General features: G+C 71.8%; 17 protein-coding genes and 1 pseudogene. 2 read left to right on the top strand and 16 right to left on the bottom strand.

Annotated elements, in window-relative coordinates:
• Window positions 1-31: 31 nt before the first annotated feature.
• The 3 genes and pseudogenes from CLV40_RS40530 to CLV40_RS09345 all read right to left on the bottom strand — a co-directional run bounded on the left by CLV40_RS40530 (window position 32) and on the right by CLV40_RS09345 (window position 2,937).
• On the bottom strand, window positions 32-379 hold the full coding sequence (locus tag CLV40_RS40530) for a LutC/YkgG family protein (protein WP_342752260.1): 348 nt from the start codon (window positions 377-379) through the stop codon (window positions 32-34).
• A 435-nt stretch (window positions 380-814) separates the two neighbouring features.
• Window positions 815-2,209: pseudogene (locus tag CLV40_RS38775) on the bottom strand (LutB/LldF family L-lactate oxidation iron-sulfur protein); the annotation flags it as partial.
• Window positions 2,206-2,937, bottom strand: a complete 732-nt coding sequence (locus CLV40_RS09345; protein WP_104478460.1) for a (Fe-S)-binding protein — start codon at window positions 2,935-2,937, stop codon at window positions 2,206-2,208. The gene CLV40_RS09345 and the pseudogene CLV40_RS38775, both read right to left, overlap by 4 nt.
• A gap of 204 nt (window positions 2,938-3,141) precedes the next feature.
• On the opposite strand from CLV40_RS09345, the gene CLV40_RS09340 reads away from it, so the two are divergent.
• Window positions 3,142-5,532, top strand: a complete 2,391-nt coding sequence (locus CLV40_RS09340) for a Tex family protein (RefSeq protein ID WP_104478459.1) — start codon at window positions 3,142-3,144, stop codon at window positions 5,530-5,532.
• A 703-nt stretch (window positions 5,533-6,235) separates the two neighbouring features.
• Here the strand turns inward: CLV40_RS09340 and CLV40_RS37105 are convergent.
• Window positions 6,236-7,624, bottom strand: a complete 1,389-nt coding sequence (locus CLV40_RS37105) for a sigma-70 family RNA polymerase sigma factor (protein WP_181043403.1) — start codon at window positions 7,622-7,624, stop codon at window positions 6,236-6,238.
• A gap of 111 nt (window positions 7,625-7,735) precedes the next feature.
• On the opposite strand from CLV40_RS37105, the gene CLV40_RS09325 reads away from it, so the two are divergent.
• Window positions 7,736-8,449, top strand: a complete 714-nt coding sequence (locus CLV40_RS09325; protein ID WP_245931183.1) for a CAP domain-containing protein — start codon at window positions 7,736-7,738, stop codon at window positions 8,447-8,449.
• A 4-nt stretch (window positions 8,450-8,453) separates the two neighbouring features.
• Here the strand turns inward: CLV40_RS09325 and CLV40_RS09320 are convergent, their stop codons facing one another.
• The 12 genes from CLV40_RS09320 to pstC all read right to left on the bottom strand — a co-directional run bounded on the left by CLV40_RS09320 (window position 8,454) and on the right by pstC (window position 23,757).
• Window positions 8,454-8,783: an STAS domain-containing protein gene (locus tag CLV40_RS09320; protein ID WP_181043402.1), complete on the bottom strand. Its 330-nt coding sequence runs from the start codon at window positions 8,781-8,783 to the stop codon at window positions 8,454-8,456.
• A 162-nt stretch (window positions 8,784-8,945) separates the two neighbouring features.
• Complete coding sequence (locus CLV40_RS09315) at window positions 8,946-9,740, bottom strand: phosphate ABC transporter ATP-binding protein (protein ID WP_104478745.1); 795 nt, start codon at window positions 9,738-9,740, stop codon at window positions 8,946-8,948.
• A 50-nt stretch (window positions 9,741-9,790) separates the two neighbouring features.
• Window positions 9,791-10,714 (bottom strand): sortase, encoded by a 924-nt coding sequence (locus CLV40_RS09310; RefSeq protein ID WP_245931182.1) that lies wholly within the window; start codon window positions 10,712-10,714, stop codon window positions 9,791-9,793.
• Between the two features lie 125 nt (window positions 10,715-10,839).
• Complete coding sequence (locus tag CLV40_RS37835; RefSeq protein WP_181043401.1) at window positions 10,840-12,432, bottom strand: hypothetical protein; 1,593 nt, start codon at window positions 12,430-12,432, stop codon at window positions 10,840-10,842.
• A gap of 31 nt (window positions 12,433-12,463) precedes the next feature.
• Window positions 12,464-13,222, bottom strand: a complete 759-nt coding sequence (locus tag CLV40_RS09300; protein ID WP_146107975.1) for a hypothetical protein — start codon at window positions 13,220-13,222, stop codon at window positions 12,464-12,466.
• A complete protein-coding gene (locus CLV40_RS09295) occupies window positions 13,209-14,216 on the bottom strand; it encodes a WxL protein peptidoglycan domain-containing protein (RefSeq protein WP_104478453.1) in 1,008 nt (335 codons plus the stop codon). The genes CLV40_RS09300 and CLV40_RS09295 overlap by 14 nt, the downstream gene beginning before the upstream one ends.
• A gap of 115 nt (window positions 14,217-14,331) precedes the next feature.
• A complete protein-coding gene (locus CLV40_RS40230; RefSeq protein WP_181043400.1) occupies window positions 14,332-15,909 on the bottom strand; it encodes an Ig-like domain repeat protein in 1,578 nt (525 codons plus the stop codon).
• 44 nt (window positions 15,910-15,953) lie between these two features.
• Entirely contained in the window at window positions 15,954-16,937 is a 984-nt protein-coding gene (locus CLV40_RS09285; RefSeq protein ID WP_104478451.1) for a substrate-binding domain-containing protein, read from the bottom strand.
• Window positions 16,938-17,229: 292 nt separating this feature from the next.
• Window positions 17,230-19,749, bottom strand: coding sequence for a hypothetical protein (locus tag CLV40_RS09280; protein WP_245931181.1), 2,520 nt, complete (start codon window positions 19,747-19,749; stop codon window positions 17,230-17,232).
• Window positions 19,746-21,434: a phosphate ABC transporter substrate-binding protein PstS gene (locus CLV40_RS09275; protein ID WP_104478450.1), complete on the bottom strand. Its 1,689-nt coding sequence runs from the start codon at window positions 21,432-21,434 to the stop codon at window positions 19,746-19,748. Before CLV40_RS09275 ends, CLV40_RS09280 begins: the two co-directional genes overlap by 4 nt.
• Complete coding sequence (gene pstA / locus CLV40_RS09270; protein ID WP_104478449.1) at window positions 21,431-22,774, bottom strand: phosphate ABC transporter permease PstA; 1,344 nt, start codon at window positions 22,772-22,774, stop codon at window positions 21,431-21,433. Before pstA ends, CLV40_RS09275 begins: the two co-directional genes overlap by 4 nt.
• Window positions 22,774-23,757, bottom strand: a complete 984-nt coding sequence (gene pstC / locus CLV40_RS09265; RefSeq protein ID WP_104478448.1) for a phosphate ABC transporter permease subunit PstC — start codon at window positions 23,755-23,757, stop codon at window positions 22,774-22,776. Before pstC ends, pstA begins: the two co-directional genes overlap by 1 nt.
• Between the last annotated feature and the right edge of the window lie 59 nt (window positions 23,758-23,816).

Below are 23,816 nucleotides of genomic sequence, written 5' to 3'. Positions count from 1 at the left end.
GCAACCCTTGGACCGGGTCGCGAGGCGTCCGTCAGTCGACCAAGACGATGACCAGCGTGCGTGGGCCGTGCACCCCCTCGACCCGGTGCAGTTCGATGTCGCTGGTCGCGGAGGGGCCGCTGACCCAGGTCAGCACGTCGGCCCCGGCGGTGGCGGCCACGGCCTCGGGCACGGTGCCGACGACCTGCCCGGCGCGGACGACGCAGACGTGCGCGTCCGGCACGAGGCTCAACGCCCGCCGACCCTGGCCGGTCCCGGCGTCGAGCACGATGGTGCCGGTCTCCGCCACGGCGACGGCGCACCCGGTGAGCACGGCGTCGACGCGGTCCAGCGCGTCGACGGTCAGGTCGCCGCGGTCGCGGAGGACGACACCGTCCACCTGGGAGAGAAGCTCGGCGGGAAGGTCGTCCGGGACTACGACGGACGCCGCACCCAACTCGCGCAGCGCCTGGCCGACCGCGGCGGCAGCGGCCGTTCCGCCACCATCTCCTGCCACACGCCGGACGACGGCCCGGTAGTCCGCGGCGCGCTCAGCGAACAAGGCCACGACGTCGACGTCGTCCTCGACCGCGTGGGCGTACTCCCGGGGGACCTCGACGTCCTCCCGCGCACTCCCCAATGCCGACCGGACCCGCGCCAACACCTCGGCCCCACCAGGCCCCAACACGACGTCGTTGCCTGCTCCGAGTTCACCTCCAGCACCACGGGCATGGTCCTCGCGGGGGCCGTCTCTCTCAGGGGCACCTGTTCCACTGTCCAACCGGGCCCGCTCGCGGGTGGCGTGGTCGACCACCGGGGTGTCCGTCCGCGTTGCCCACCACTCGCGGAAGGTGTGGTCCGGTGGGGGTGGGATGTCCCTTGCGTCGGTCCAGCCCGAGTGCGGGCCGGGCAGGCGGGTCCGGCGCAGCAGTCGGGCGCCGAACCGCACCAGCCGCTGGGCCAGGGCGAATCGGCGTGGGCTCGCGAAGGTCTTCGCCGCGAGGGTCATGGCCGCGCGTTCGGCGGAGGGGGTTCCGCGGTGCACGTCGACGACCTTGGCGCGGAGGTGGACCAGCGACCTCGGGATGTCGATCAGCACGGGGCAGACCTCGTAGCACGCGCCGCACAGCGTCGACGCGTACGGCAGGGTCCGGCTCACCGGGTCCGCGTCGACGCCCCGCAGTTGCGGTGTCAGGATCGCGCCGATGGGGCCCGGGTACACCGACCCGTACGCGTGGCCGCCCGCGCGCTCGTAGACCGGGCACACGTTCAGGCACGCCGAGCAGCGGATGCACCGCAGCGCGTCCCGCCCCACCTCGTCGGCCAGCGCGTCGGTGCGGCCGTTGTCCAGCAGCACCAGGTGGAACTCGCGCGGCCCGTCGCCCGGGCGCACGCCGCGCCACACCGACGTGTACGGGTTCATCCGCTCCCCCGTCGACGAACGCGGCAGCAGTTGCAGCATCACCTCCAGGTCGGTCCACGTCGGGATCACCTTCTCGATCCCGACCACGCTGATCAGCACCTCCGGCAGTGTCAGGCACATCCGCCCGTTGCCCTCGGACTCGACGACGACCAGCGCCCCCGTCTCGGCCACCGCGAAGTTCGCCCCCGACACGGCCACCCGCGCCGCGAGGAACTTCCGCCGCAGGTGCTCCCGCGCGGCGGCGGCCAGCGCCTCCGGGTCGTCGGTCAGGTCCGGGGGCGCCTCCGGCATGGTCCGGCGGAACAGGTCGCGGATCTGGGTCCGGTTGCGGTGGATCGCGGGCACCAGGATGTGCGACGGCCGGTCGTGTCCCAATTGGACGATCAGCTCGGCGAGGTCGGTCTCGTACGCGGCGATCCCGGCCGCGGCCAGCGCCTCGTTGAGCTCGATCTCCTGCGTCGCCATGGACTTCACCTTGACGACCTCGGCCGCGCCCGCCGCCCGCACGAGCCCCACCACGGTCCGGTTCGCCTCGGCCGCGTCGCGCGCCCAGTGCACCACGCCCCCGGCGGCGGTGACGCGTTCGGCGAGCAGCGACAGGTGGTTGTCCAGATCGCGGAGGGCGCGGTCCTTGATCGCCCGACCCGCCGCGCGCAGCTCCGGCCAGTCGGCGCGCTCGGCCACCACGGCGGCCCGCTTCGCCCGGATGGTGCCCGTGGCCGCGCGCAGGTTGGCCCGCAGTTGCGAGTCGGCAAGCGCTTTCCGCGCCGCGTCGGGGAAAGCGGGCATCCCCATCCACACGCTCATCGCGCCTCCTCACTCGCCAGGACCTCGGCCAGGTGCATGACCCGGACCCCGCTGCGCTGCCGCGACAACAACCCGCCCACGTGCATGAGGCACGAGCTGTCGACCGCGACCAGCACCTCGGCCCCGGTGGCCACCACGGCCCGCGCCTTGTCCGCACCCATCGCCACCGACGTGTCGGCGTTCTTGAGCGCGAACGTGCCGCCGAAACCGCAGCACTGCTCGGCGTCGGGGAGGTCGAGCAGGGTGAGGCCGCGCACGGACCGCAGCAACGCCGTCGGCCGGTCGCCGAGCCCGAGCAGCCGCAGGCCGTGGCAGGTCGGGTGGTAGGTCACCCGGTGCGGGAAGACCGCGCCGACATCGGTCACGCCGAGCACGTCCACCAGGAACTCGGTGAACTCGCGCACGCGCGGGACCGTGGCCGTGACGGCCCGGGGCAAGTCGCCGCCGCCGAGGGCGGCCACCACCGGGTGGAACTCGCGCACCATCGCCACGCACGACGCCGACGGCGAGACCACGTGGTCGAGCCCGGCGAAGTCCGCCGCGAACTTGCGCGCGAGCGGCACGCATTCGCGCTGGTACCCCGTGTTGAAGTGCAGCTGGCCGCAGCACGTCTGCGCGAGCGGGAACACGACCTCGTGCCCGAGCCGCTCCAATACCCGCACGACGCCGCGCGCCGCGCCCGGGAACAGGGTGTCGATGAGGCAGGTGACGAACAGGCCGACGCGCATCGGGCCTCCTCTCGCTGATCTTGGTCGTCCGTGGTCCCGTCCTTTATCGCACGACTCGGCAACTGGTGCGGAAAGTTGTCCACAGGCGGAGTTGTCCACATGTTTCGAAGTTGTCCACAGGTTGCCGCCCCTGCCACCCGCCCCTTGCCGGAGTCCGCCAGAATGGGATGCGGAAAGTGACCGACCACGCGGAAGCGGGATTTGATGACTGCGCCGACTCAGGGGACGCCGCCGCGGGTGGCGCCCGCCCAGGGCATCCACCAGCGCATCGCCGAGGAACTCGGGGTGCGGGAGCGACAGGTGACCGCCGCCGTCGAGCTGCTGGACGGCGGCGCGACGGTGCCGTTCATCGCGCGCTACCGCAAGGAGGTCACCGGCACCCTCGACGACGCGCAGCTGCGCGCGCTGGAGGAGCGGCTGCGCTACCTGCGCGAGCTGGAGGAGCGGCGCGCGGCGGTGCTCGACTCCATCCGCGAGCAGGGCAAGCTCGACGACGCGCTCACCGCGCAGATCATGGCCGCGGACTCGAAGGCCCGGCTGGAGGACATCTACCTGCCGTACAAGCCGAAGCGGCGCACCAAGGCGCAGATCGCGCGCGAGGCGGGCCTGGCGCCGCTGGCCGACCTGCTGATCGGCGACCCGGGCCTGGACCCGCGCGAGACCGCCGCCGGGTTCGTCGACGCGGAGAAGGGCGTCGCGGACGCCACGGCCGCGCTCGACGGCGCCCGCTCGATCCTGGTCGAGCGCTTCGCCGAGGACGCCGACCTGATCGGTGAACTGCGCGAGCGGATGTGGAACCGGGGCGTGCTGGCGTCGAAGGTGCGGGAGGGCAAGGAGGAGGACGGCGCCAAGTTCGCCGACTACTTCGACTTCTCCGAGCCGTTCGGCAAGCTGCCGTCGCACCGCGTGCTCGCGATGCTGCGCGGCGAGAAGGAGGAGGTCCTCGAACTCACCCTCGACCCGGACCCGGGCGCCGACCCGGCGGCCGTGCCGCCGGTGCGCAGCGAGTACGAGGTGTCGATCGCGCAGCGCTTCGGCGTGGCCGACCAGGGGCGGCCGGGCGACAAGTGGCTGTCGGACACGGTGCGGTGGGCGTGGCGCACGCGCATCCTGGTCCACCTCGGGATCGACCTGCGGTCCCGGCTGCGGCAGGCGGCCGAGGACGAGGCGGTGCGGGTGTTCGCGATGAACCTGCGCGACCTGCTGCTCGCCGCGCCCGCCGGGTCGCGGACCACGATGGGCCTCGACCCGGGTTTCCGCACGGGCGTGAAGGTCGCGGTGGTGGACGCTACGGGCAAGGTCGTGGCCACCGACACGATCTACCCGCACGTGCCGCAGCAGCGGTGGGACGAGTCGCTGGCGAAGCTGGGGCGGTTGGCGGCCGAGCACGGGGTCGAGCTGATCGCGATCGGCAACGGCACGGCGTCCCGGGAGACCGACAAGCTCGCCGGTGAGCTGGTGCGCGCGTTCGCCGACCTGAAGCTCACCAAGGTCGTGGTGTCGGAGGCGGGGGCGTCGGTGTACTCGGCGTCGGCGTACGCTTCGCAGGAACTGCCGGGGCTCGACGTGTCCCTGCGCGGCGCGGTGTCCATCGCCCGGCGGCTGCAGGACCCGCTGGCGGAGCTGGTCAAGATCGACCCGAAGTCCATCGGCGTCGGGCAGTACCAGCACGACCTGTCCGAGGTGAAGCTGTCGCGGTCGTTGGACGCGGTGGTCGAGGACTGCGTGAACGGCGTCGGGGTGGACGTGAACACCGCGTCGGCACCGCTGCTGACCAGGGTGTCCGGCATCGGGGCCGGGCTGGCGGAGAACATCGTGGCGCACCGCGACGCGAACGGCCCGTTCCGGACCCGCAAGGGCCTCAAGGACGTCCCCCGGCTGGGGGCGAAGGCGTTCGAGCAGTGCGCGGGCTTCCTCCGCATCCCGGCGGGCGACGACCCGCTGGACTCGTCCAGCGTGCACCCGGAGGCGTACCCCGTCGTCCGGCGCATCCTGGCGAACACCGGCGGCGACCTGCCGTCGCTGATCGGGAACAGCCGCGCGCTGCGGGGCATCCGGCCCGCGGACTTCGTCGACGAGACCTTCGGGTTGCCCACGGTCACCGACATCCTGGCCGAGCTGGAGAAGCCGGGCCGCGACCCGCGGCCCGCGTTCAAGACGGCGACGTTCGCCGACGGGGTGGAGAAGCTCGCCGACCTCAAGCCGGGCATGACGTTGGAGGGTGTCGTCACCAACGTCGCCGCCTTCGGTGCCTTCGTCGACATCGGTGTCCACCAGGACGGCCTCGTCCACGTTTCCGCCCTGTCGAAGAACTTCGTCAAGGACCCGCGCGACGTGGTGAAGTCCGGCGACGTGGTCCGCGTCAAGGTCCTCGACGTCGACATCCCCCGCAAGCGGATCTCCCTGACCCTGCGCCTCGACGACGAGCTCCCGACCCAGTCCCCCCAGGGGCAGGGCGGCGGCGGCAAACCCAACCGCGCCCAGCGCCCCGCCCCCAATCGCAACAACAACCAGCGAAACCGCGCCAACAACACCCCACCCCCATCCGGCTCCCTGGCCGACGCCCTCCGCCGCGCGGGCTACAAGAACAACTAACCGCACCGCTCGTCACCGCGAATCGGGCTGGCGCCGCCGACCTTTCGGAGCCCAGCCCGATTCCATTCCCCCGTCAGCCACCAATTCCCGCCTGCCCACCAGGATTGACCAAGGGACCACCCACGCCGAGGAGAACCACGTCCCGATCGCCAGCGATTGATCTTGTTTTGGGTCGACCGGCAACGCGACTGATGCGTTGTGGCAACAGCAGGTGCCTGATGAGCCGTTGAGGTGGGTGAAGCCCCGCCGGTTCCCGGCTCGCCGCGCGACCGCGGGCGATGGGACCGCGGGGTTGGATTTCAGGTTGGTGTCCATGGCGGCGAGGTAGGCGCCTGCCGATGGGCGCGAGTGGCGGAAGTCGCGACCTCCGCGCTCTCACCCGCACCCACTACCCGGGATTCGCCGCAGGAGAACGGACCTCGGGTGACTCCTCGCGGGAGTGAGCGCGAACAGGGGCTCGCCTGCTCTCCAGGCCGCCGCTCGATCACCGCCCATACCCTATCCGCCACCTCACCACGACCCACCACACCAAGATCAAATCACCAGGTGAATCGCTTACCGGACACGGCCTAAGTGCCTCGGCTTGATCGCGAACGCGGCCGATGCGTGCTTGGCGCGGACGACCGCGGCCAGGGCGAGGTCATCCACTTCCGCGAGCGGAACGGGGATCGTGGCGCTGTCGGGTGGCCCGAGCCCGAGAGGGTCAGTCGACGGCGTAGATCACGGTCCAGTAGTAGCCGCAGGGGCCGCCCCGGGTTTGGGCTGTGCCGATGGATGTCGTGGTGCAGTCGTAGGGGGTTTCGGGGAGGAGTGGGGCCAACTCGTCGGCGGTTTTTTGGGTGGCGGCGACGAAGTAGCCCGCGGCGGTGTGGTAGCCGGTATCGGCCAGGCGTTGTTGGAGGGTTGGGGCGTTCTCGGGGGCGAGAGTGACCTGGTCCGCGCGCATCATCGCCGCGCTGTGGGAGCGGGCCGCCTCGGTCAGGCGGGGGTCGACGCGCAGGGGTGGGCAGCCCGACGTCGTTCGGCGGGCGTTGAGGGAGGTCACGAGGCGGACCGGTTCGGCCTGGACGGCCGGGCGGGATGTGGTCGTCGGCGAAGCGGACGAAACCCGGGTGGACGAGGGTGGTTGCGGTGCGACCGACGTGGTTGAGTCCACTGTGGACGTAGGTGTCGACGGGCGCGAGGTGCTGACCGCGGGCAGGTCCGGGGTCGGCGAGGGGAACTCGGCCTCGGGCGGGAGCGCGTCGGGTGGGGCTACGGAGACCAGGGCCGTCAACAGGACGGTGAGGGTCAGGGTGACCGCCGTCTTGCGGACGAGGTGACGACTCGTGTCCATGGCCGCCCAGGCCGGGTCGTCCACGCGCGGGCTCGGGGCGACCAGCAGCGCGGACAGGACCGCCGTGGGCGCGGTGAGCCTGCTCGCCAGCGCCCGGCAGTTCGGGCAGCGGCGGAGGTGGCGGTCGACGGAGGCCCGTTGCGCGCGCGAGAGCCGCTGCGGCCGCGCGGGGACCAGGTTGGCCAACCGCTCGCAGTGGCGGGGGTTGCGGGCCAGCAGCAACAGCCGGACGGCGTGGCCGAGGGCGCTGCGGGCCCGGTGCGCCAGGACCGCCGCGTGCGCCGTGCGCACCTCCAGCGCGCCTGCCAGCTCCGCGGTCGTCACCTCGTCGCGCAAGGTCAGTTCGAGGACGGCCAGCTGGCGGGGTTCGAGGCTGGCGGCGGCGTCCCAGACCAGGCGGGTGGCCTCGTTCGCGTCGGCGGCGTCCTCCGGGCTCGCGTCGCCCGCCGCCAGCTCCGGCAGGTCGGGCAGCAGCACCGGCCCGCCGCGGCGTATGTGATCCAGCGCACCCCGGTGGGCGATGGTGAACAGCCACGGCCGGAACCGCCCGGGTCTGCGCAGCGACCGCAGGTTCCGCATGGCGCTGACGAAGGCCTCCTGGGTCAGGTCCTCGGCCAGGTGCGGGTCGCCGGTGAGCCTGGTCAGGAACCTGGCGACGGACTCGCGGTAGCGGTCGTAGAGCAGCGCGAACGCCTCGGAGTCCCCCGCACGGGCGCGCGCGGCGAGGGAGGTGTCGCTCGGATCGCTTGGCTGCACGGCGGCCTCCGCGGAGAAATTTCGCGTTCGTTGGGCCTCAGACCGTAATCCCTGGCGCAACCCCACCGTCCAACCGGCGTAGCAGTCCGCCGTCCGAAGGGATTCCTGATCGTGAAAGCTCGACGCCGCCTGGCCGTTCTGGTCGCCGCCGCCACGGGGTCGGTCCTGACCGCCACCGCGCTGACGCTGGCCGCACCGGGTCAGACGGAGGCGAGACCGGACAGCGACACCCTGGTGGGCTTCGCGGTGCCCGCGTCCACCAAGCCCCGTCCCCATCGCCCCACCACGCCCACGACCACCCCGCCGATACCCACGACCACCACGACGACGACATCCGCACCGACGACTACCACTACGACCCAACCGACAACGACCACCACCACGACTACAAAACCGCGCCCCACCACCACGAAACCTCAACCCACCACCACGGTCCCCGGTGGTCAGCCCGAGGAGCAGCAGGTACTCGACATCGTCAACGCCCGCCGCGCCGAGGCGGGCTGCGGACCGCTGCGGTGGAACGACAAGCTCGCCACCGCCGCGCGCAAGCACAGCCAGGACATGGCGGTGCGCGGGTACTTCGACCACACCAGCCCCGACGGCCGCACGCCGTGGGACCGGATGCGCGCCGAGGGGTACACCAAGGGCGGCGGGGAGAACATCGCCGCCGGTCAGGCCACGCCCGACGCGGTGATGACCGGGTGGATGAACAGCTCCGGGCACCGCGCGAACATCCTCAACTGCTCGTTCGGCGAGTTGGGCGTCGGCGTGTACCGGGGCGGCAGCTACCGGATCTACTGGACGCAGGCCTTCGGCTACGCCTAGGCGGTCAGGGTTTGGACGAGGTGACCCGCAGGTCGGTGTTCATGCCGTTGGCGTCGAGCACGCGGGAGACCGCGGCGGAGACGTCGACCAGCCGCAGCCAGCCGCCGGAGCGCTCGAGCCTGCGCTGGGTGGCGAGCAGCGCGTTGAGGCCTGCGCAGCCGAAGAACTCGGCGTCGGACAGGTCGATGATCAGTCCGGGGCGCGGGCTGCGCTGTTCGGCGACCGCGCCGAGCAGGAACCGCTCCAGGATGCCCGCCGCCACCAGGTCGACCTCACCCCCGATGGCCACCAGCACCACCCCCGGCGCGGGCGCGGGGTCCAACCGAAGATCCACCACACCCCCAGCGACCGGTACCGGCCACCCACGCTACCCGCGGTGGCCGGTACCGGACGACCCCTCGATCGGGTGTTCGCCGGTTTGCGGACCAGCGGAAATCGGCCGCTAGCCCGCTGACTGGGAGCGATACCGGATCGCCGGGGTGTGGCGTGTCGCGGATCAGCCGAAGCGGCCGTGGACGTAGTCGGAGGTCCGGGGGTCCACGGGGGCGGAGAAGATCTTCTCGGTGGGGCCCGCCTCGACGATGGCGCCCGGGGTGCCCTGTTCGGCGAGGAAGAACGCGCACTGCTGGGAGACGCGGGCGGCCTGCTGCATGTTGTGGGTGACGATCACGATGGTCACCTCGTGCGCCAGCTCGCCGATCGTCTGCTCGATGCGCCGGGTCGAGGTGGGGTCCAGCGCCGAACACGGCTCGTCCATCAGCAGGACCTTGGGCCGCACGGCCAGCGAGCGCGCGATGCAGAGCCGCTGCTGCTGGCCACCGGAGAGCGCGCCGCCCGGCGAGCGCAGGCGGTCGCGGACCTCGAGCCACAGGCCCGCCTTGGCCAGGCACTGCTCGACGAGGTCGTCGCGCTCGGCCCGGCTCGCCTTGACGCCGGTCAGCTTGAGGCCGGCGAGCACGTTGTCGTAGATCGACATGGCCGGGAACGGGTTGGGCTTCTGGAACACCATCCCGATCTGCTTGCGCGCGTCGGTGAGCTTGCGGGCCGGGTCGTAGATGTCCTTGTCGCCGAGGAAGACCTCGCCCGCCAGGCTGGCGCCGGGGATGAGCTCGTGCATGCGGTTCAGGGTGCGCAGGAAGGTGGACTTGCCGCAGCCGGAGGGGCCGATGAGCGCGGTGACGGTGCCCGCGGGCATCACCAGCGACACGCGGTCGAGGACCTTGCGCTCGCCGAACCAGGCGGAGACCGCGCGGGCGTCGATGGTGGCCTGACCGTCGAGGGGCGGCACCATGGGCCGCGTCAGGTCTACGGGGATCGTGGTCACTGGGTTCTCCTCGTCGGTCACATCAGGTTGGGCAGCAGGCCCGCGGTCGCGTCGGCCAGGGTGAGTCCGACGACGCCGAGCACGGGCGCGCCGATGACCCAGGCGTGCCAGCGGCCGAGCCGGTGGCGGATGAGCACCACGGCGACCGCGGCGGCGGCGAGCACGAGGATCCACAGCGCGAGGGGCGTCAGCGCGGAAGCGTCGCCGACCATGGCCTTCTCGTCGTCGGGGACGGCGAAGGCGGGGAGCCGCCGGTTGCCGTCGAAGGCCTCGGAGGACAGGCGGGCGTCGACGCGCAGGATGTCGCTGGGCACGTAGTAGCTGCCGTCGGCGGTGACCAGGGTGAGCCTGCCCTGGCCGGACTGGAGGGCGGGGCGCTCCTTGTCGTTGGCGCGGCGGACGCCCTGCACGACGTAGCGGCTCTCGCCCTGGCCGGTGGTCACGATGATCTCGTCGCCGGAGCGCAGCTTGTCGAGCAGCGCGAACGGGCCGCCGTAGGTGGCGCGGCGGCCGTAGATGACGCTGGTGCCCGCCTGGCCGGGCATGGGGGTGTTGCGCAGGTGGCCGGGGCCGGACTTGAGCGTGCGGGCCGAGGTGCCCTCGGCGACGACCTCGCGCACGCCGATGCGCGGGATCTCCAGGATGGCCACGGAGGTGCCGCTGTCGAGCAGCCTGCCGTCGACGAGCGCGCCGACCGGGGCGGTGCCGTTGGCGAGTTCGCGGCGGAAGTCGTCGTAGGCGGTGCTCTGGTCGCGGTCGTGCTGGGCGGTGCCGACGAGGCTGAGCTGCACGACGAAGCACAGCAGCACGGTGCCGAGGATGGCCAGCATCTGCCCGATGAGCTGGAGCACGCCGCGCGGCGGCCGCGGCGGGTCGTCGAGCCCCGGCATGGGAGCGGCGGGCGACGGCTCCAGCGGCGGTGGTGTGTCGAGCGCGGTCACCCGGCGTCCTTTCTCGGTGCGGGCGGAGCGGACCGGTGTCGTGCGGGCACGGCACCGGCCCCCTCACGCCGGAGCGGCCGTGTGCGCCGGGGTGGGTCGCACCCCGGCGCACACGGGTTGGTGGGTCAGCTGTCGGTCGGCCACGGCGTCGGGGCGGGGGTGGCCCGGCGGCGGCGGGTCGCCGCGATGGCGACAGCGCCGAAGCCGATCAGGGCCACGCCCGAGAGGACGGTGAAGCCGATCGACGCGCCGGTGCTGGCCAGGTTGCCGGTGCCGGAGCCCGAACCGGAGCCGCTACCGCCGTCGGTGCCACCGCCGACGCCGCCCTGGGGGGCCGGGTCGGTGGTGCCACTGGTGGTCTCGCCACTGGTCGTGGTCTCACCGGTGGTGGTCGTCGCGCCCGTAGTGGTGGTGGCACCGGTGGTGGTCGTAGTGGTCGGCGGGGTGGTCTTCGGTGGCGTGGTGGGGTTGCCCTTGACCAGGTTCCACTCGGTGGGGCTGGTGAAGTCGATGGCCACACCGTAGAAGGCGACGGCGCGGGCCTCGATCTGGACCACGCAGCTGAGGATGACGGCGTAGCGGCCGGGTTCGATGGTGGTGCCCGCGTCGTTGGCGACGTCCTTGAAGGTCAGCGTCTGGGTCGCGGGGAAGGGCGCGGTGGTGGAGAGGCCCACGTCACCGACCGCGGTCATGTTGAGGCCGTTCTTGAACTTGTCGCCGGGGCCGACGATGTCGAGCTGGTAGCCGTCCGTCCCGGTGGGGCAGGGCCCGGCGGTGGTCCAGGTCGGCGCGTCGACGTCGAGGCCGCTGGTCTTGTTGGGGGTGAGCAGACCGAGCAGCGGCGGGGTGTCGGGGTCCGTCGACGTGGTCGGGGCGACCGTGGTGGTCGGCTCGACGGTGGTGGTCGGCTCCGGAGTGGTGGTGGGCTCGGGAGTCGTCGTGGTGGGCTCCGGAGTCGTAGTCGTCGGTTCCGGCGTGGTGGTCGTCGGCTCCGGCGTAGTCGTCGTCGGCTCAGGAGTCGTAGTGGTCGGCTCAGGAGTCGTCGTGGTGGGCTCCGGGGTGGTCGTAGTGGGTTCCGGAGTGGTGGTGGTCGGCTCGGGAGTCGTAGTAGTGGGCTCCGGAGTCGTAGTCGTCGGTTCCGGCGTGGTGGTCGTCGGCTCCGGCGTAGTCGTCGTCGGCTCAGGAGTCGTGGTCGTCGGCACCGGAGTCGTCGTGGTCGGCTGCGGGGTCGTGGTCGTCGGCGCGGTCGGGTCCGTCAGCTGCCACTTGGTCGGCGTGGTGAAGAACAGCTCACGGGTGAACGTGCCGCGGACCTGGGACTCGAACTGGTCCATGCAGCTCAGCACGACCGTGTACTTCCCCGGCACGATCGTGGTGGAGGCGTCCTGCGCGATGTCGCGGAACACGTAGGTCTGCGGCACGGTGAACGCCGCGTCCGTGGAGAAACCCGCGTCGGACACGGTGGTCGCCGGTAAGCCGCTCGCGAAGCCGCCGGGGCCGTAGACGTCGACCTTGAACCCGTCGGAGTTGGTCGGGCAGGGGCCCTGGGTGGTGTAGCTGGGCGCGTCGGTGTCCAGACCGGAGGTCTTCGACGGGGTCAGCGTGCCCAGCGTGGCCGCCGGGACCTCGGCCTCGCTGCCCGCCGCGGCGAGGATGACGCCCGCCGAGGACAGGGTGAGGACCGCGGCACCGGCCGCGATCAGTTGGCGCTTGCGCATGAACGGTATTCCTCCAGTAGGTCCGAGCGCGTCACTCGGAGTCGGACTCGGTTCTCGTGCCCCGGCTGCGAGCCACGGCGATCCCCGCGCCGAGCACGACAACAGCCACACCGCCCGCCACGTAGTAGAAGAGCTTCGACGAGGACTCCGGCGCGGCCTGCGTCGAAGTGTCCACATCGGACGAATTGGACGGGTCGTTCGGTGTCGACGGCTGCCCAGCGGGCGGTTGCCGCGCGGGCTGCGGCTGCCCCGCCCCGGTGCCGCCCTCGACGGGCGGCGCGACCCCCGGCTGCTCCGCCAGGCCCAACTCCGGCGGCATGATCGGCTCGGTGTTGCGCGCGGGCCCCTTGGCGGGACCCACGGCGGCGTACCGGCTGGGCTCCGGGAAGTCGACCTCGGCGGTGAAGGTGCCGAACTCCTGCTGGGTGAAGGCGTCCACGCAGTGCAGGGCCACCTGGTAGCGCCCGCTGAGCGTGGTCTTGTTGTCCTGGGCGTAGTCGCGGAAGGTGTAGGCGACCGGCACCACGAACCCGTCGGTGAGCGACATCGACACGTCGCTGGCGGGCACCACGACGACGTTGTCGAGGCCGTGCCCGGTCATCGTGGCGAAGTAGCCGGTGGTGCCCGCCGGGCAGCCCTTCTCGGTCTTGAGCCGCACCGGGACCTGGTCGACGCTCTCCCCCGGCGTGATGAGCAACCCGCCGACGCGGTCGGCCGACGCCGTGCCGGGCAGGGTGATCGCGAGCGCGCCCGCGGCGGCGGCGACCACGGCGAGGTTACGCAGAAGCACGTTCGACCTCCGGCAGCGGTTCCGGTGCGGACTTGCCGGTGGCGCGGCGCTTCCGCCTGCGCCACAGCAGGAACACGGTCAGCGCGACCACGAGCAGCAGGATGGAGAGCACCAGCCACGGCACCGCGACGACCGTGACGCTCGCGTCGACCGCCTCGGCGGCGGGCTGCGGTCCGGGCGGCGCGACCGGGTCGATGTGCACGAGGGTGTCCAGCCAACCGGCGGGCAGCACGCCCGGGACGGTGGTGCGCACGCGGTGCGCGTTGCCGGGCAGCAGTTCCGGCACGTCCTTCAGGTCCGGCGCGGCGGTCCCGGAGCCCCAGGGGGTCTCGACGGTGACCTTCTGCTTGCCGCCCAGCCGCACGTTGCCGGTGTTGCGCACGGTGTACTCGACGACGGTCTCACCGGTGCCGAAGTACGAGCCGACGTAGTCGGCGGTCAAGTCCTCGATGGACAGGTGGGGCCGCAGTTCGCCCGACACCCGGAGGTAGATGCGGGCGCCGACGCGCTGCTCGACGGCCACGCGCTGCCCCTCGGCGTTGGTCGCCTCGGTCACCAGCGCGGCCACGATGCCGCCGACGTGGTCGCCGGGGGTGGCGTTCTGCGGGATGACCACGCGGAACGGCACGATGCGGGTGGTGCGGCCGGGGACCTCCACGTCGCCGGTCTCCAGCGCGGCCCACGAGCCGACGTCGACCGACCGGTTCCCCGACGCCAGCAGGTCGAACCCGCCGTCGGGGGTGTTGAAGGCGTCGTTGGCGTAGAGCTTGAGCTTCAACGGGTCGTTGGACACGTTGGCCACGGCCAGGTAGTCGACGATCACCGCGCCCGGGGTGGCGCTGTAGCTGAAGTTGGGGCGGTTGTCCGGCGCGGCCGCGGTCGCGGGCCGCACGCCGAACGTCGCGGGCGCCGCGGCGGCGGGCGCGGGTGCGATACCCAGCACCAGGGCGGTCAACAGACCCAACAGCACCGGTAGGCGCCAGATCCGCGTCATGGGGAGGTCCTTCGTCGTGTCGGTCGGGGGTGTGGGGCGGACCGGGGGCCTGGCCCGATCCGCCCCACCGGCTGCGTCAACTAGCTGGATTCAGCCGAATTCCCGGTGTGCTGCCTCAGATGGCGGTGAGGGTCAGCAGCGCCGAGTAGGTGCCCGCCACGGTGGAGGTGGGGACGTTCAGGGCCAGGTCCGCGGACAGGTTCGCGGTGCCGTTGCCGCCCAGGGCGGAAGCGGTGGCGAGGGTCCGCGAGGAGGCCAGGCCGAGGCCCGCGGGGGCCGAGGCACCCGGGGCGATGGCGTTGGCCGGGTTCACCTGCGCGCCGACGGTGATGTTCTGGACCGCGGCCTTGTCGACCAGCTTGGGGGTCCAGCCCAGGTTCGCGCCGTTGATGCTGGCGGCACCGTTGGAGAAGTCGGACACCTGGCCGGAGACGTTCCAGCCCGGGTTGCCCGCGCGGGTGTCGACGACCTTGATCGGGTTCAGCGAGCCCGCGGTGGTCAGCAGCGAACCGTCGGCGGCCATGACCGGGGAGGGCAGGACCACGTTCTGGTTCGCGACGCTGATCAGCAGCTCACCGGCGACGACGGTGGTGGTGATGTTCTCCGAGGCCGACACGCCCGCGAACGGGGTGACGTCCAGGGCGACGGCGACCGAGGCCGAGGGCGCGAAGAGCGCGGCGTTGGCCGGGGTGAAGCGCGCGGTGAAGTTGTGCGCGCCGACCGCGAGGGTCGAGGTGTTCAGGGTGGCCGAGCCGCCCGCGACGGCGACCGGGTTGCCCAGGGTGTTGGCGCCGTCGTAGAACTGGACGGTGCCCGCCGCCGAGGCCGGGGCCACGGTGGCGCTCAGGGTGACCGGGGTGAACGCCTGGACCGAGCCGCTCGGGGTGACCGCGAGGGCGGTGCTGGTCTGGGTCACGACCGGGGCGTTGACCTGGTAGTTGACCGCAGCCGAGGTCGAGTTGCCGACCAGGGCGGACGAGCCGGTGAACGCCGCGGTCAGCGAGCGGTTGCCCGCCGCCAGCGCGGTGGTGGACAAGGTGGCGACACCGTTGACCACGGTCACCGGGGAGCCGAGGTTGCCCGCGCCGTCCTTGAACTGCACGGTGCCGGTGGCGGAGGCCGGGGACACGGTGGCGGTCAGGGTGACGTTGGCGCCCTGGGTGACCGGGGAGGCCGGGGCGACCGACAGCGCGGTCGTGGTCGGCACCGGGTCGGCCGGGTTGTTGCTCTGCCACGCGGTGGCCGAGGTGAAGTAGATGTCGCGGGTGAAGGAGCCCTTGGTCTCCGCCGCGAACTGGTCGACGCAGTTGACCTTGATCGTGTACTTGCCCGGCACGATCGTGGTGCTGTTGTCGAGCGCGATGTCCTTGAAGGTCTGGCCCTGCACGACGCCGAAGCCTGCGGCGGTGGAGAAGCCCACGTCCGTGACGGGGGTGGCGACGAGGCCGCCGTTGAAGCCGCCCGGACCGTGGATGTAGAGGTTGTAGCCGTCGGAGTCGGGGGAGCAGCCCGCGGCGGTGGTCCAGGTGGGGGCGTCGGTGTCGAGACCGGTCAGCTTGTTGCCGGTCACGGTGCCGAGGTTGCCGACGGGGTTGTCGGCGGACGCGACGCCGACGGCGCCGAGGGTGGCCGCGGTGGCGGCGGCGAACACGACTGCGCCGCCGACGAGCCTACGAGCGATGGTGTTTCGCACGGTTGTGCAAACCTTTCAGGAAGGGGAGAAGGGGGTGTAGGCGCTCAGGAGACGGGCTGACCGCAGTTGGGCGCGACGCCGAAGCCGTAGCGGGTGATGACGTCCTGGCGGGCGCAGATCAGCGAGTCGCCGCCGACGAAGACGGTGCTGTACGGGGCCACGGTGACCTTGTTCGCCGGGATGACGTTGTAGACGTCGCGCTTGAGCACCGAGGTGGTGTTCAGGTTGGTCGGCTGGACGTTGTCGATGGTGCCCAGCACGGCCTTGCCCTGCGCGGCCGGGGCGTTGCCGTAGACCTGCGAGTTGTACACGGCGATCGAGTACGGCAGCAGGTGCTTGGTGTCGGTCAGGTAGGTGCCGACGTGCTCCTGGATGCCCTCACCGGTGGCGTCCTTGTCGGTGACGCACGGGTAGGTGCCGCCGGGGCCGAACAGCGTGGCCGAGTCGGTGGTGCCGGTGGGCATGATGGAGCGGATGAAGAAGCTGCGGGTGCCGGAGCCGAACTGCGGCGCCAGCGGCTTGAAGGTGGTGTTGGCGCAGGTGTAGATCGAGGTCAGCTGCGCCTTGGTGAGCTTCTTCGGCACGGTGCTGTCGCTGCGGACCGCGTAGGTCAGGGCGTCGACCGCGAACGGGATGAACTTCAGGTCGGGGTTGGCCGCGGCCGAGTTCGACGAGGAGCGGGCGAACTGCACGCAGCCGGTGCCCGCGGCGACGTCGTTCTTCAGCGCGGTCACGCCGCCGCCGGAGTTCTCCGGGCGGGCGATGGTGCAGGCCGGGTTGGTGGCCGCGTCCTTGGTGGTGATCTGCGCGGTGCCGCGGGCGTCGTAGGAGCCCAGCACCTTGACGCCGTTGACGGTCACGGCGTCGGCGAGGCCGTTGAGCACGGTCTGGGTGGTGTCGGAGCCGACACCCACCAGCTCGCGGTAGGTGGGGGCACCCGCCGGGTCCGCCTGGGCGGCGTTGGCGGCGAGCCCGAGGGCGGTGATCGCGGCGGCGGCCACGAAGATCAAACGCTGCTTCTTGCGCACTACATGTATCCTTTTCTCCGCAAGTGGTGCGCGGACTGGTGTCCGAGCACGTTCCCGGTGGTTCCGCACCGGGTTGCTCACGCAAGGTGTCCGGCTGGTCTGTGTCGGGAGCGGCTAACTCCCCGCACAGGCCGGTCGGCGCATCACCCCCTCCTCCGCCGTGCGCGGCCCGGACTTCCCGGTCCATCGTGGGTATCGCGGCGAAGTTTGCGTTCCCGGCTCGTACTGGTGTCCGGGCGGCCAACAAGAAGTTTGCAATGGACAGTCCCTTGTGGACTCAGGTCCGGCCCGCTCACGGTTTGCGCCGCCTGCTGCCGAGAATGCTCAGCACCGGCCCGCCGCCCGCGGCCAGTCCACCCGCGACCAGCAGCAGCACCAGCAGGTACTTGAGGAACCAGCCGACCGGGCTGGCCGGGGTGGTCCTGGTGTCCGCGACGGGCTTGCTGGTGTCGTCGGTGGGCTTCTCGGCCGCGGGGGGCGCCGCGGTCTGCGGGGTCTGGCCCGCCGCGGGGGCGGTGTCGCCGCCCCCCTGTCCGCCGGTCCCGGTACCGCCGCCGCCGGTGCCCGAGTCGCCACCGTCACCACCACCGGCACCGGAGTCCGTGCCGCCACCATCGCCCGCGTCGGGGGCCGGGTCCGGGTCGACGCCCTCGGTGGGGACGGTGATCTTCTTGCCCGCGGTCTTCTCGACGGTGGTCGCGGTGGCCAGCGCCTGCTCGCGCATAGCCTGCGGCAGCGGGACGTAACCGGAGGGCAGCTGCCCGGTGCCCTCACCGGGGGTCTGCCCCTTACCGGTGACGAAGCGCAGCAGCGTCGCGTAGTCCTTGCCCGCGTCGGCGGTGATAGCGGCGGGCGCGGTGACCGCGTAGGTGACCATGGGCAGCGGGTAGGCGTTGGCGGCCTTGGGGGTGACGTTGACGCCCTTGACGCCGTCGGTCTTGGTCGGCGTCATCTCGGCGACACCGGCCAGGATGTTCTCCGCGCTCGGCGCGACGAACTTGCCCGAGGCGTTGCGCAGCTTCGCGGTGAACAGGCCGTAGCGGTCCGCGGTCGCCTTGTCGACCACGGCCAGCATCGCGCGCCGACCGATCGGCTGCCTGCCGATCCGGCCGAACGCGGGGCGGGTGAGGTCGAGCGGGTCGCGCTGGCCGTTGGGCTCGCGGCCCATGCTGTCGCCGCGGTTGGCCGAGCGGCCCGCCTCGTGCATGTCGGCGACCAGCGGGTGCCGGGTGGTGGCGCAGATCGGCGCGACCAGGTCACCGAACTTGACGTCGATGCAGGTCGTGTCGGCCTTGGGGAAGTTCTCCAGCGGCAGTTCGAGGTTGAGGTAGTTCTTGTTTACCTTCATACCCCACGGGTCCGGCTTGCCGTTGAGGAAGTCGCGGGCCTCGGGATCGGCGCCGATCCACGCCCACAGGTCCGCGGTGGCGTCGGAGTCGACCGACGAGGCCAGCGCGTCGATGGTCAGCATGCTGAACCCGTTGACGTCGAACTCGGGGTTGAGCTGGAGGAACTCCTTGTCCCGCACCAGCCGGACCGGGTTGCCCGCAAGGTACTCCTGGGCACCGGGCACCGCGTCCGAATAGGACTGGGTGAGCAGCTTGGCGACCAGCCGGGGGGTGAGGTTGAGCTCGCGGATGAGCTGCCCGCTGTTCTTGTAGTCGTCGGGCGGGGCCGCGATCGACGGCTGCTTCTCCATCACGAAGGCGATGGTGTAGGCCGAGATCCCCACCGGCGCGTAGACCGCGGGTTCGGTCGCGGGCTGCTCGGTGGCCGGTTTGGACAGGAACACCATGCCGGGCTCGCCGGAGGCCAGCTGCGCGCGCGCCGCCCGGTCGCCCATCTGCACGAACCCGAACACCGGCCCGTTGCCCGCGCACAGGGCGGGCTGCCAGCGCTGCACGGCGTCGGCGATGAACTCGTGGCCGTTGAGCGGGCGCTCGGCCCGGCCGATCGCGCACGACTCGCCGACCGGCAGGAAGTCCAGCCGGACCACCATGCGGTTGGCCCAGTTGGTCGCGCTGAGCGGGGAGGTGTCGAGGTAGTTGTGGTAGTGGCCGCCCGCACCGGGCGTGCCGACCTTGGCGCCGTTGACCTCGGTGTCCCCGCGCGGCACGACGACGAGCCAGCAGTGCCGCGGCTTGCCGGTGTCGGCCCCGGTGGTGCGGACCCGGCCGCACTCCAGGCCGGAGGCCTCCAGCATGGTCTGCACCTCGAAGTCGATCTCGCCGGTGCCGTCCTCGCGGGTGACCGCCTGCTGCACCTCGTTGGTGGAGGAGGCGTCGAAGTACAGGCCGTAGCCCGGTTCCCACGGCTTGGTGGCCGGGTCGGTGGGGCTGGCCGGGGTGAACGGCACGTAGGTGCCCATGCCGGGCTTCTCGGTCTGCTGCGGCTGGGTCTCCAGCGGGTCCTTGAGCAGGTCGCTGTAGATCAGCCCGCGGGAGAACATGGCCGACGAGTCGTAGGAGCCCTGCGGCACGCCGTACTGGCACTGCTCGCGCCGCGGGCCGGTCGGGTCGTCGCCCCAGCACTGCATGATCTGCAGGTAGTTGTAGCCGCGGTTGGCGTCGGTCGGCGCGGCGCCGGTCCACGACAGGTGGACCGTCTGGTTGATCAGGTCCCGGGTCTGGGACGCGGTGAACGCCAGCGAGGCGAACTTGCCCGTGCCGCGCACGGTGACGGCGGAGGGGGTCGAGGCGGGCCCCTCCGCGACCGAGCTGGCGGGCAGCGCGACGGCCACCCCGGCGACGATCATCAGCACGGCGAGCACCAGGCGGCCCAGCCGCTCGGTGCCGCGGGGTCGGCGGTTCACGACCGGCCCCCGGTCCGGCGCATCAGCCGCGCCACCAGCGGTGGTCCGGCGACCAGGGCGACCATCAGCACGGCCGCCGCGATGACCAGCAGCGTGCCGTCCCGCTGGGGCAGGTCGACCGACACCGGCTGGGCCGTCGCGGTGTTGCCCGACGAACCGCCGTCGCCACCGTCGCCGCCCTCGGCGCCGTCACCTCCGCCCGCGCCGTCGCCGCCACCGGCCGCGCCATCACCGCCTGCCGCGCCGTCACCGGTGCCGCCCGCCGCGCCGCCACCGCCCGCGGCGCCGTCACCACCCGCACCGGTGCCGCCGGTGGAGGTGCCACCGCCCGAGGACCCACCGGTCCCACCGGAGCCGCCGGTCTTGGAGCCGCCCCCACTGCTGCCGCCGCTCCCGCCGGTGTTGGTCGCGGGCTTGCCCGCGTCGTCGCACTGCGCTGTCGCGCCCTTGCGGTCGCACTCCGGGGGCTGCGGCGCGGTCTTGGCGAGGGTGTTGGTGCCGTCGGTGGAGAAGGTCGGGTTGTTGCAGCGGGACAGGTCCGGCGTCTGCCTGGTCGACCCGGGGATCCGGGCGACCTGCCGGAGCCCGGCCTGCACCAGGTTGATCGGCAGCGGGGAGAAGCCGAGCCGGTCCGCGGACTGCTGGCCCTCGCACAGGAAGTAGTAGGCGAAGTCCGAGAGCGTGCGGCCCTTCTGGTCGTTGAACTTCTGGTTCACCGCCGTCGGCATGATCATGTAGCTGTAGCTGGACATCGGGTACGTGCGGGCGTCCTGGTCGGTGTAGACCTGGGTGAGGTCCTGGGTCAGGTCGTCGTTGATCCGGGCCCGCAGCAGCGCCACCGCCACCGCCTGCGCGGTCGGCCCGACGTAGTAGCCCTTCGCGTTGAGCAGCTTCGCCACCGGGAAGCCCGCGTTCTTCGCGTAGGAGTACTCGACGTAGGTGATCGCGCCCTCGCTCTGGTTCTGCCGGACGTAGTTCGCGACGCCGATCGACTTGTCCTGGGCGATGATCCCCTTGAGCGACGGGTAGTTCGAGGTGAACCCGCACGGGGTGGCTCGCTTGGCCTCGCGGCAGAAGTCGTCCCAGATGGCGCCGTGCTGGGCGGCCATCCACGCGGTGAACTGCGCGGTCGAGCCGGAGCCGTCCGAGCGCACCACCGGGATGATCTGCCGGGCGGGCAGCGTCAGCGACGGGTTGTCGGCGTGGATCGCCGGGTCGTTCCACATGGTGATCCGGCGGGTGAAGATCTTGGTGACCACCTCGCCGGAGAGCCGCAGGTTCGTCACCCGCTTGCCGCCGATCTTGAGGTTGTACATCAGCGACGTGCCACCGGCCACGATCGGCATGTAGGCGAAGTTGCCGTCGGCGGGCGGGTAGTCCTTCACGCCGCCGTCGGTGAGCCCGTAGGGGATCTCCGAGACGGCGAAGTCGATCTGGCCCGCCTTGAACTGGTTGCGGCCGTCGGTGGAGCCGGTGCCGGAGAAGTTGACCCGCATGCCGAACTGCTGCACGTTCTTGCGCCACTGGTCGATGGCGTTGAAGCTCCACGTCGACCCGGCACCGCTGATGGCGACGTAGCCCTGGGCCGCGGCGGCCGGGGCGAACCCGACCGTCACGGTGACGAGCACGGTGAGCGCCGAGAGCAGGGCGAGCACCCGGCTCCTGACGCGTACCTGGCGGGTCATGCTGACTCTCCTTGGGGCTGCTGGGGCGGCGACCACGGCGGCGGCGTGGGCTGCGGGCGGGCGGCGCGGCGGGTGGCCGCCTCGATGAAGCGTTCGCGGTCGTGCGCCGACGCGCGCTTGCGGCGGCGCAGCTGACCGGCGGAGAGGTTGCCCGCCTCGCGGCCGCCGAGCAGCCGGGCGAGCACGAACAGCACCAGCACCAGCACCAGCAGCACGACGGCGGCGCCGAAGGCGCGGGTCTTCATGGTGTCCTCGGACGAGGACACCATCTGGTAGGTGGCCAGGGGCAGCGAGACCTGCGCGTCGTTGAACGGGTCGAAGTTCAGGTACGGGGTGAACCCGGCGGCGATGAGCACCGGCGAGGTCTCCCCCACACCGCGCGCGGTGGCCAGCAGCACGCTGGTGGTCAGGCCGGAGCGGGCGGTCGGCAGCACCACGTGCCACGCGGTGCGCAGCTGCCCGGCGCCCATGGCCAGCGACGCCTCGCGCAGCGAGCTGGGCACCAGGCGGATCACCACGTCCGCGGCCCGGATCATGATGGGCAGCATCATGATGCTGATCGCGCAGGCCGCGGCGAAGCCGGACCGGGTGAAGCCGAGCAGCAGGATCAGCGAGGCGTAGACGAACAGGCCCGCGATGATCGAGGGCAGCGCGGTCATCGCCTCGACCACGGTCCGCACCACCCGGGTGAACACGCCGCGGGTCTCGTTGAGGAACACCGCGGTGGTCAGGCCAAGCGGCACGGTGATGACCAGCGCGATGGTGATCTGCTCGAGCGTGCCGACCATCGCGTGCAGGATCCCGCCGAGCTCCAACGGGTCCAGGGTGCCCGCGTTGGACATGTCCTCGGTGTAGAAGTTGCCGTTCCAGATCACGCCCCAGCCCTTGAGGACCGGGTACAGGATGATCCAGAAGAGCGCGCCGATGGTCATCACCATGATGCCGTGCAGCAGCGCGGAGACCAGCTTGTCGCGGATGGCGAGCGCGTCGTTCTCCAGCGACACCAGCAGCGCGTAGACGGCCAGGAACAAGGGGAAGGCGATGGCGACGAAGCCGACCACGCCGGAGAACGGGGCGATCTGGTCGAACAGCAGCCCGGTCATCGCCGCCGCCGCGCACAGCGCGCCGATGACGGTGACGACGTCGGCGGGCCGCAACGACCGCGTGTCGCGGCGCGCCTCCGGGCCCCTGGGCCGTTGCTGCTCGGTCTGGTGCGGCACCGGCACGGTGACCGTCGCGACGGTTTCCTGCCGGACGGCCACCGGCTGCGTGCTCCCCGGCAGCGCCGCTACCGGCTGCGTGACTTCCTGTCCCACCGCACCCTGCTCCATCGTGGACATCAGGCATCGCTCCCTTGACCGGAGCGGCTGCGCGCGATCACCGCGGAGGCGGCGAAGTTGACGATCAGCGTCAGGGTGAACAGCGCCAGGCCCGCGGCCATCAGCGCGCTGAGCCCGAAGGGGCTGGCCGCGCCCCACTGCTGGGCGATGAGCGCGGAGACCGAGTTGGCGCCCGCGCCGAGGATGTGCGGCTGGATCACGAAGATCGGCGAGATGATCATCGCGACGGCGATGGTCTCGCCGAGCGCGCGGCCGAGGCCGAGCATGGTGCCGCCGATCATGCCGCTGCGCCCGAAGGGCAGCACCACGCTGCGGATCATGCCCCAGCGGGTGGACCCGAGCGCGTAGGCGCCCTCGCGCTCGCCGGGCGGTGCCTGGGTGAACGACTCGCGCATCACCGAGCAGATGAACGGCATGATCATGAAGCCGACCACCAGGCCCGCCCAGAAGGAGGAGGCGGTGTAGACGTTCAGCGGCGACAGCGGGTTGTCCGGGTCGGCCTCCGGCACGTCGAGGAACGGGATCCAGCCGAACTGGATGGACAGCCAGCGCGGGACGTCGAGCCCGTTCCACTGCAGCATCGTGGCGCCGAAGAGCCCGTAGACGACGCTGGGCACCGCGGCCATCAGGTCGATCGCGGAGGTGAGGAACCGCTTGAACCAGCGGGGGGCGTACTCGGAGATGTAGAGCGCCATGCCCAGCGCGATCGGGAAGGCCACCACCAGCGCGACCGAGGCGATGAGCAGCGTGCCGACCAGCACCGCGGCGATGCCGAAGTTGCGGGAGTCGGGCTCCCAGGTCTGGGTGGTGAGGAAGGCCGGTCCCGCCGCGGCGAACGCGGTGAGGCCGCGGAAGAGCAGGAACCCGCCCACCGTCACCATGAGACCGAGGACGAGGAAACCCGCCGTGCGCAAGGCGATGCGGAAGACCCCGTCGATCCCGCCGGACAGGGTCGGGCGCCTGCGCGCTTCGAGTGTGGTCATCTTCGGCCGCTCCGGGTCTGGTGTTCGGTGAACCCGGTGAGCCAAACCCGCGCAGCTTG

Source organism: Actinokineospora auranticolor (assembly GCF_002934265.1).
In the GTDB taxonomy this organism is placed as follows: Bacteria; Actinomycetota; Actinomycetes; order Mycobacteriales; family Pseudonocardiaceae; genus Actinokineospora; species Actinokineospora auranticolor.
The sequence above is the reverse complement of the archived record's forward strand: the minus strand, read 5'-3'. Positions and strand labels throughout refer to the sequence as shown.

What these genes read in the sequence shown, in the direction of transcription:
- CLV40_RS09295 (WP_104478453.1), bottom strand. Translation starts at nt 14,216, where the DNA reads ATGACGCGGATCTGGCGCCTACCGGTGCTGTTGGGTCTGTTGACCGCC.
- pstC (WP_104478448.1), bottom strand. Translation starts at nt 23,757, where the DNA reads ATGACCACACTCGAAGCGCGCAGGCGCCCGACCCTGTCCGGCGGGATC.
- CLV40_RS09315 (WP_104478745.1), bottom strand. Translation starts at nt 9,740, where the DNA reads ATGGTGCCGCCCCTCGACGGTCAGGCCACCATCGACGCCCGCGCGGTC.
- CLV40_RS09345 (WP_104478460.1), bottom strand. Translation starts at nt 2,937, where the DNA reads ATGCGCGTCGGCCTGTTCGTCACCTGCCTCATCGACACCCTGTTCCCG.
- CLV40_RS09340 (WP_104478459.1), top strand. Translation starts at nt 3,142, where the DNA reads ATGACTGCGCCGACTCAGGGGACGCCGCCGCGGGTGGCGCCCGCCCAG.
- pstA (WP_104478449.1), bottom strand. Translation starts at nt 22,774, where the DNA reads ATGTCCACGATGGAGCAGGGTGCGGTGGGACAGGAAGTCACGCAGCCG.
- CLV40_RS09275 (WP_104478450.1), bottom strand. Translation starts at nt 21,434, where the DNA reads ATGACCCGCCAGGTACGCGTCAGGAGCCGGGTGCTCGCCCTGCTCTCG.
- CLV40_RS37835 (WP_181043401.1), bottom strand. Translation starts at nt 12,432, where the DNA reads ATGCGCAAGCGCCAACTGATCGCGGCCGGTGCCGCGGTCCTCACCCTG.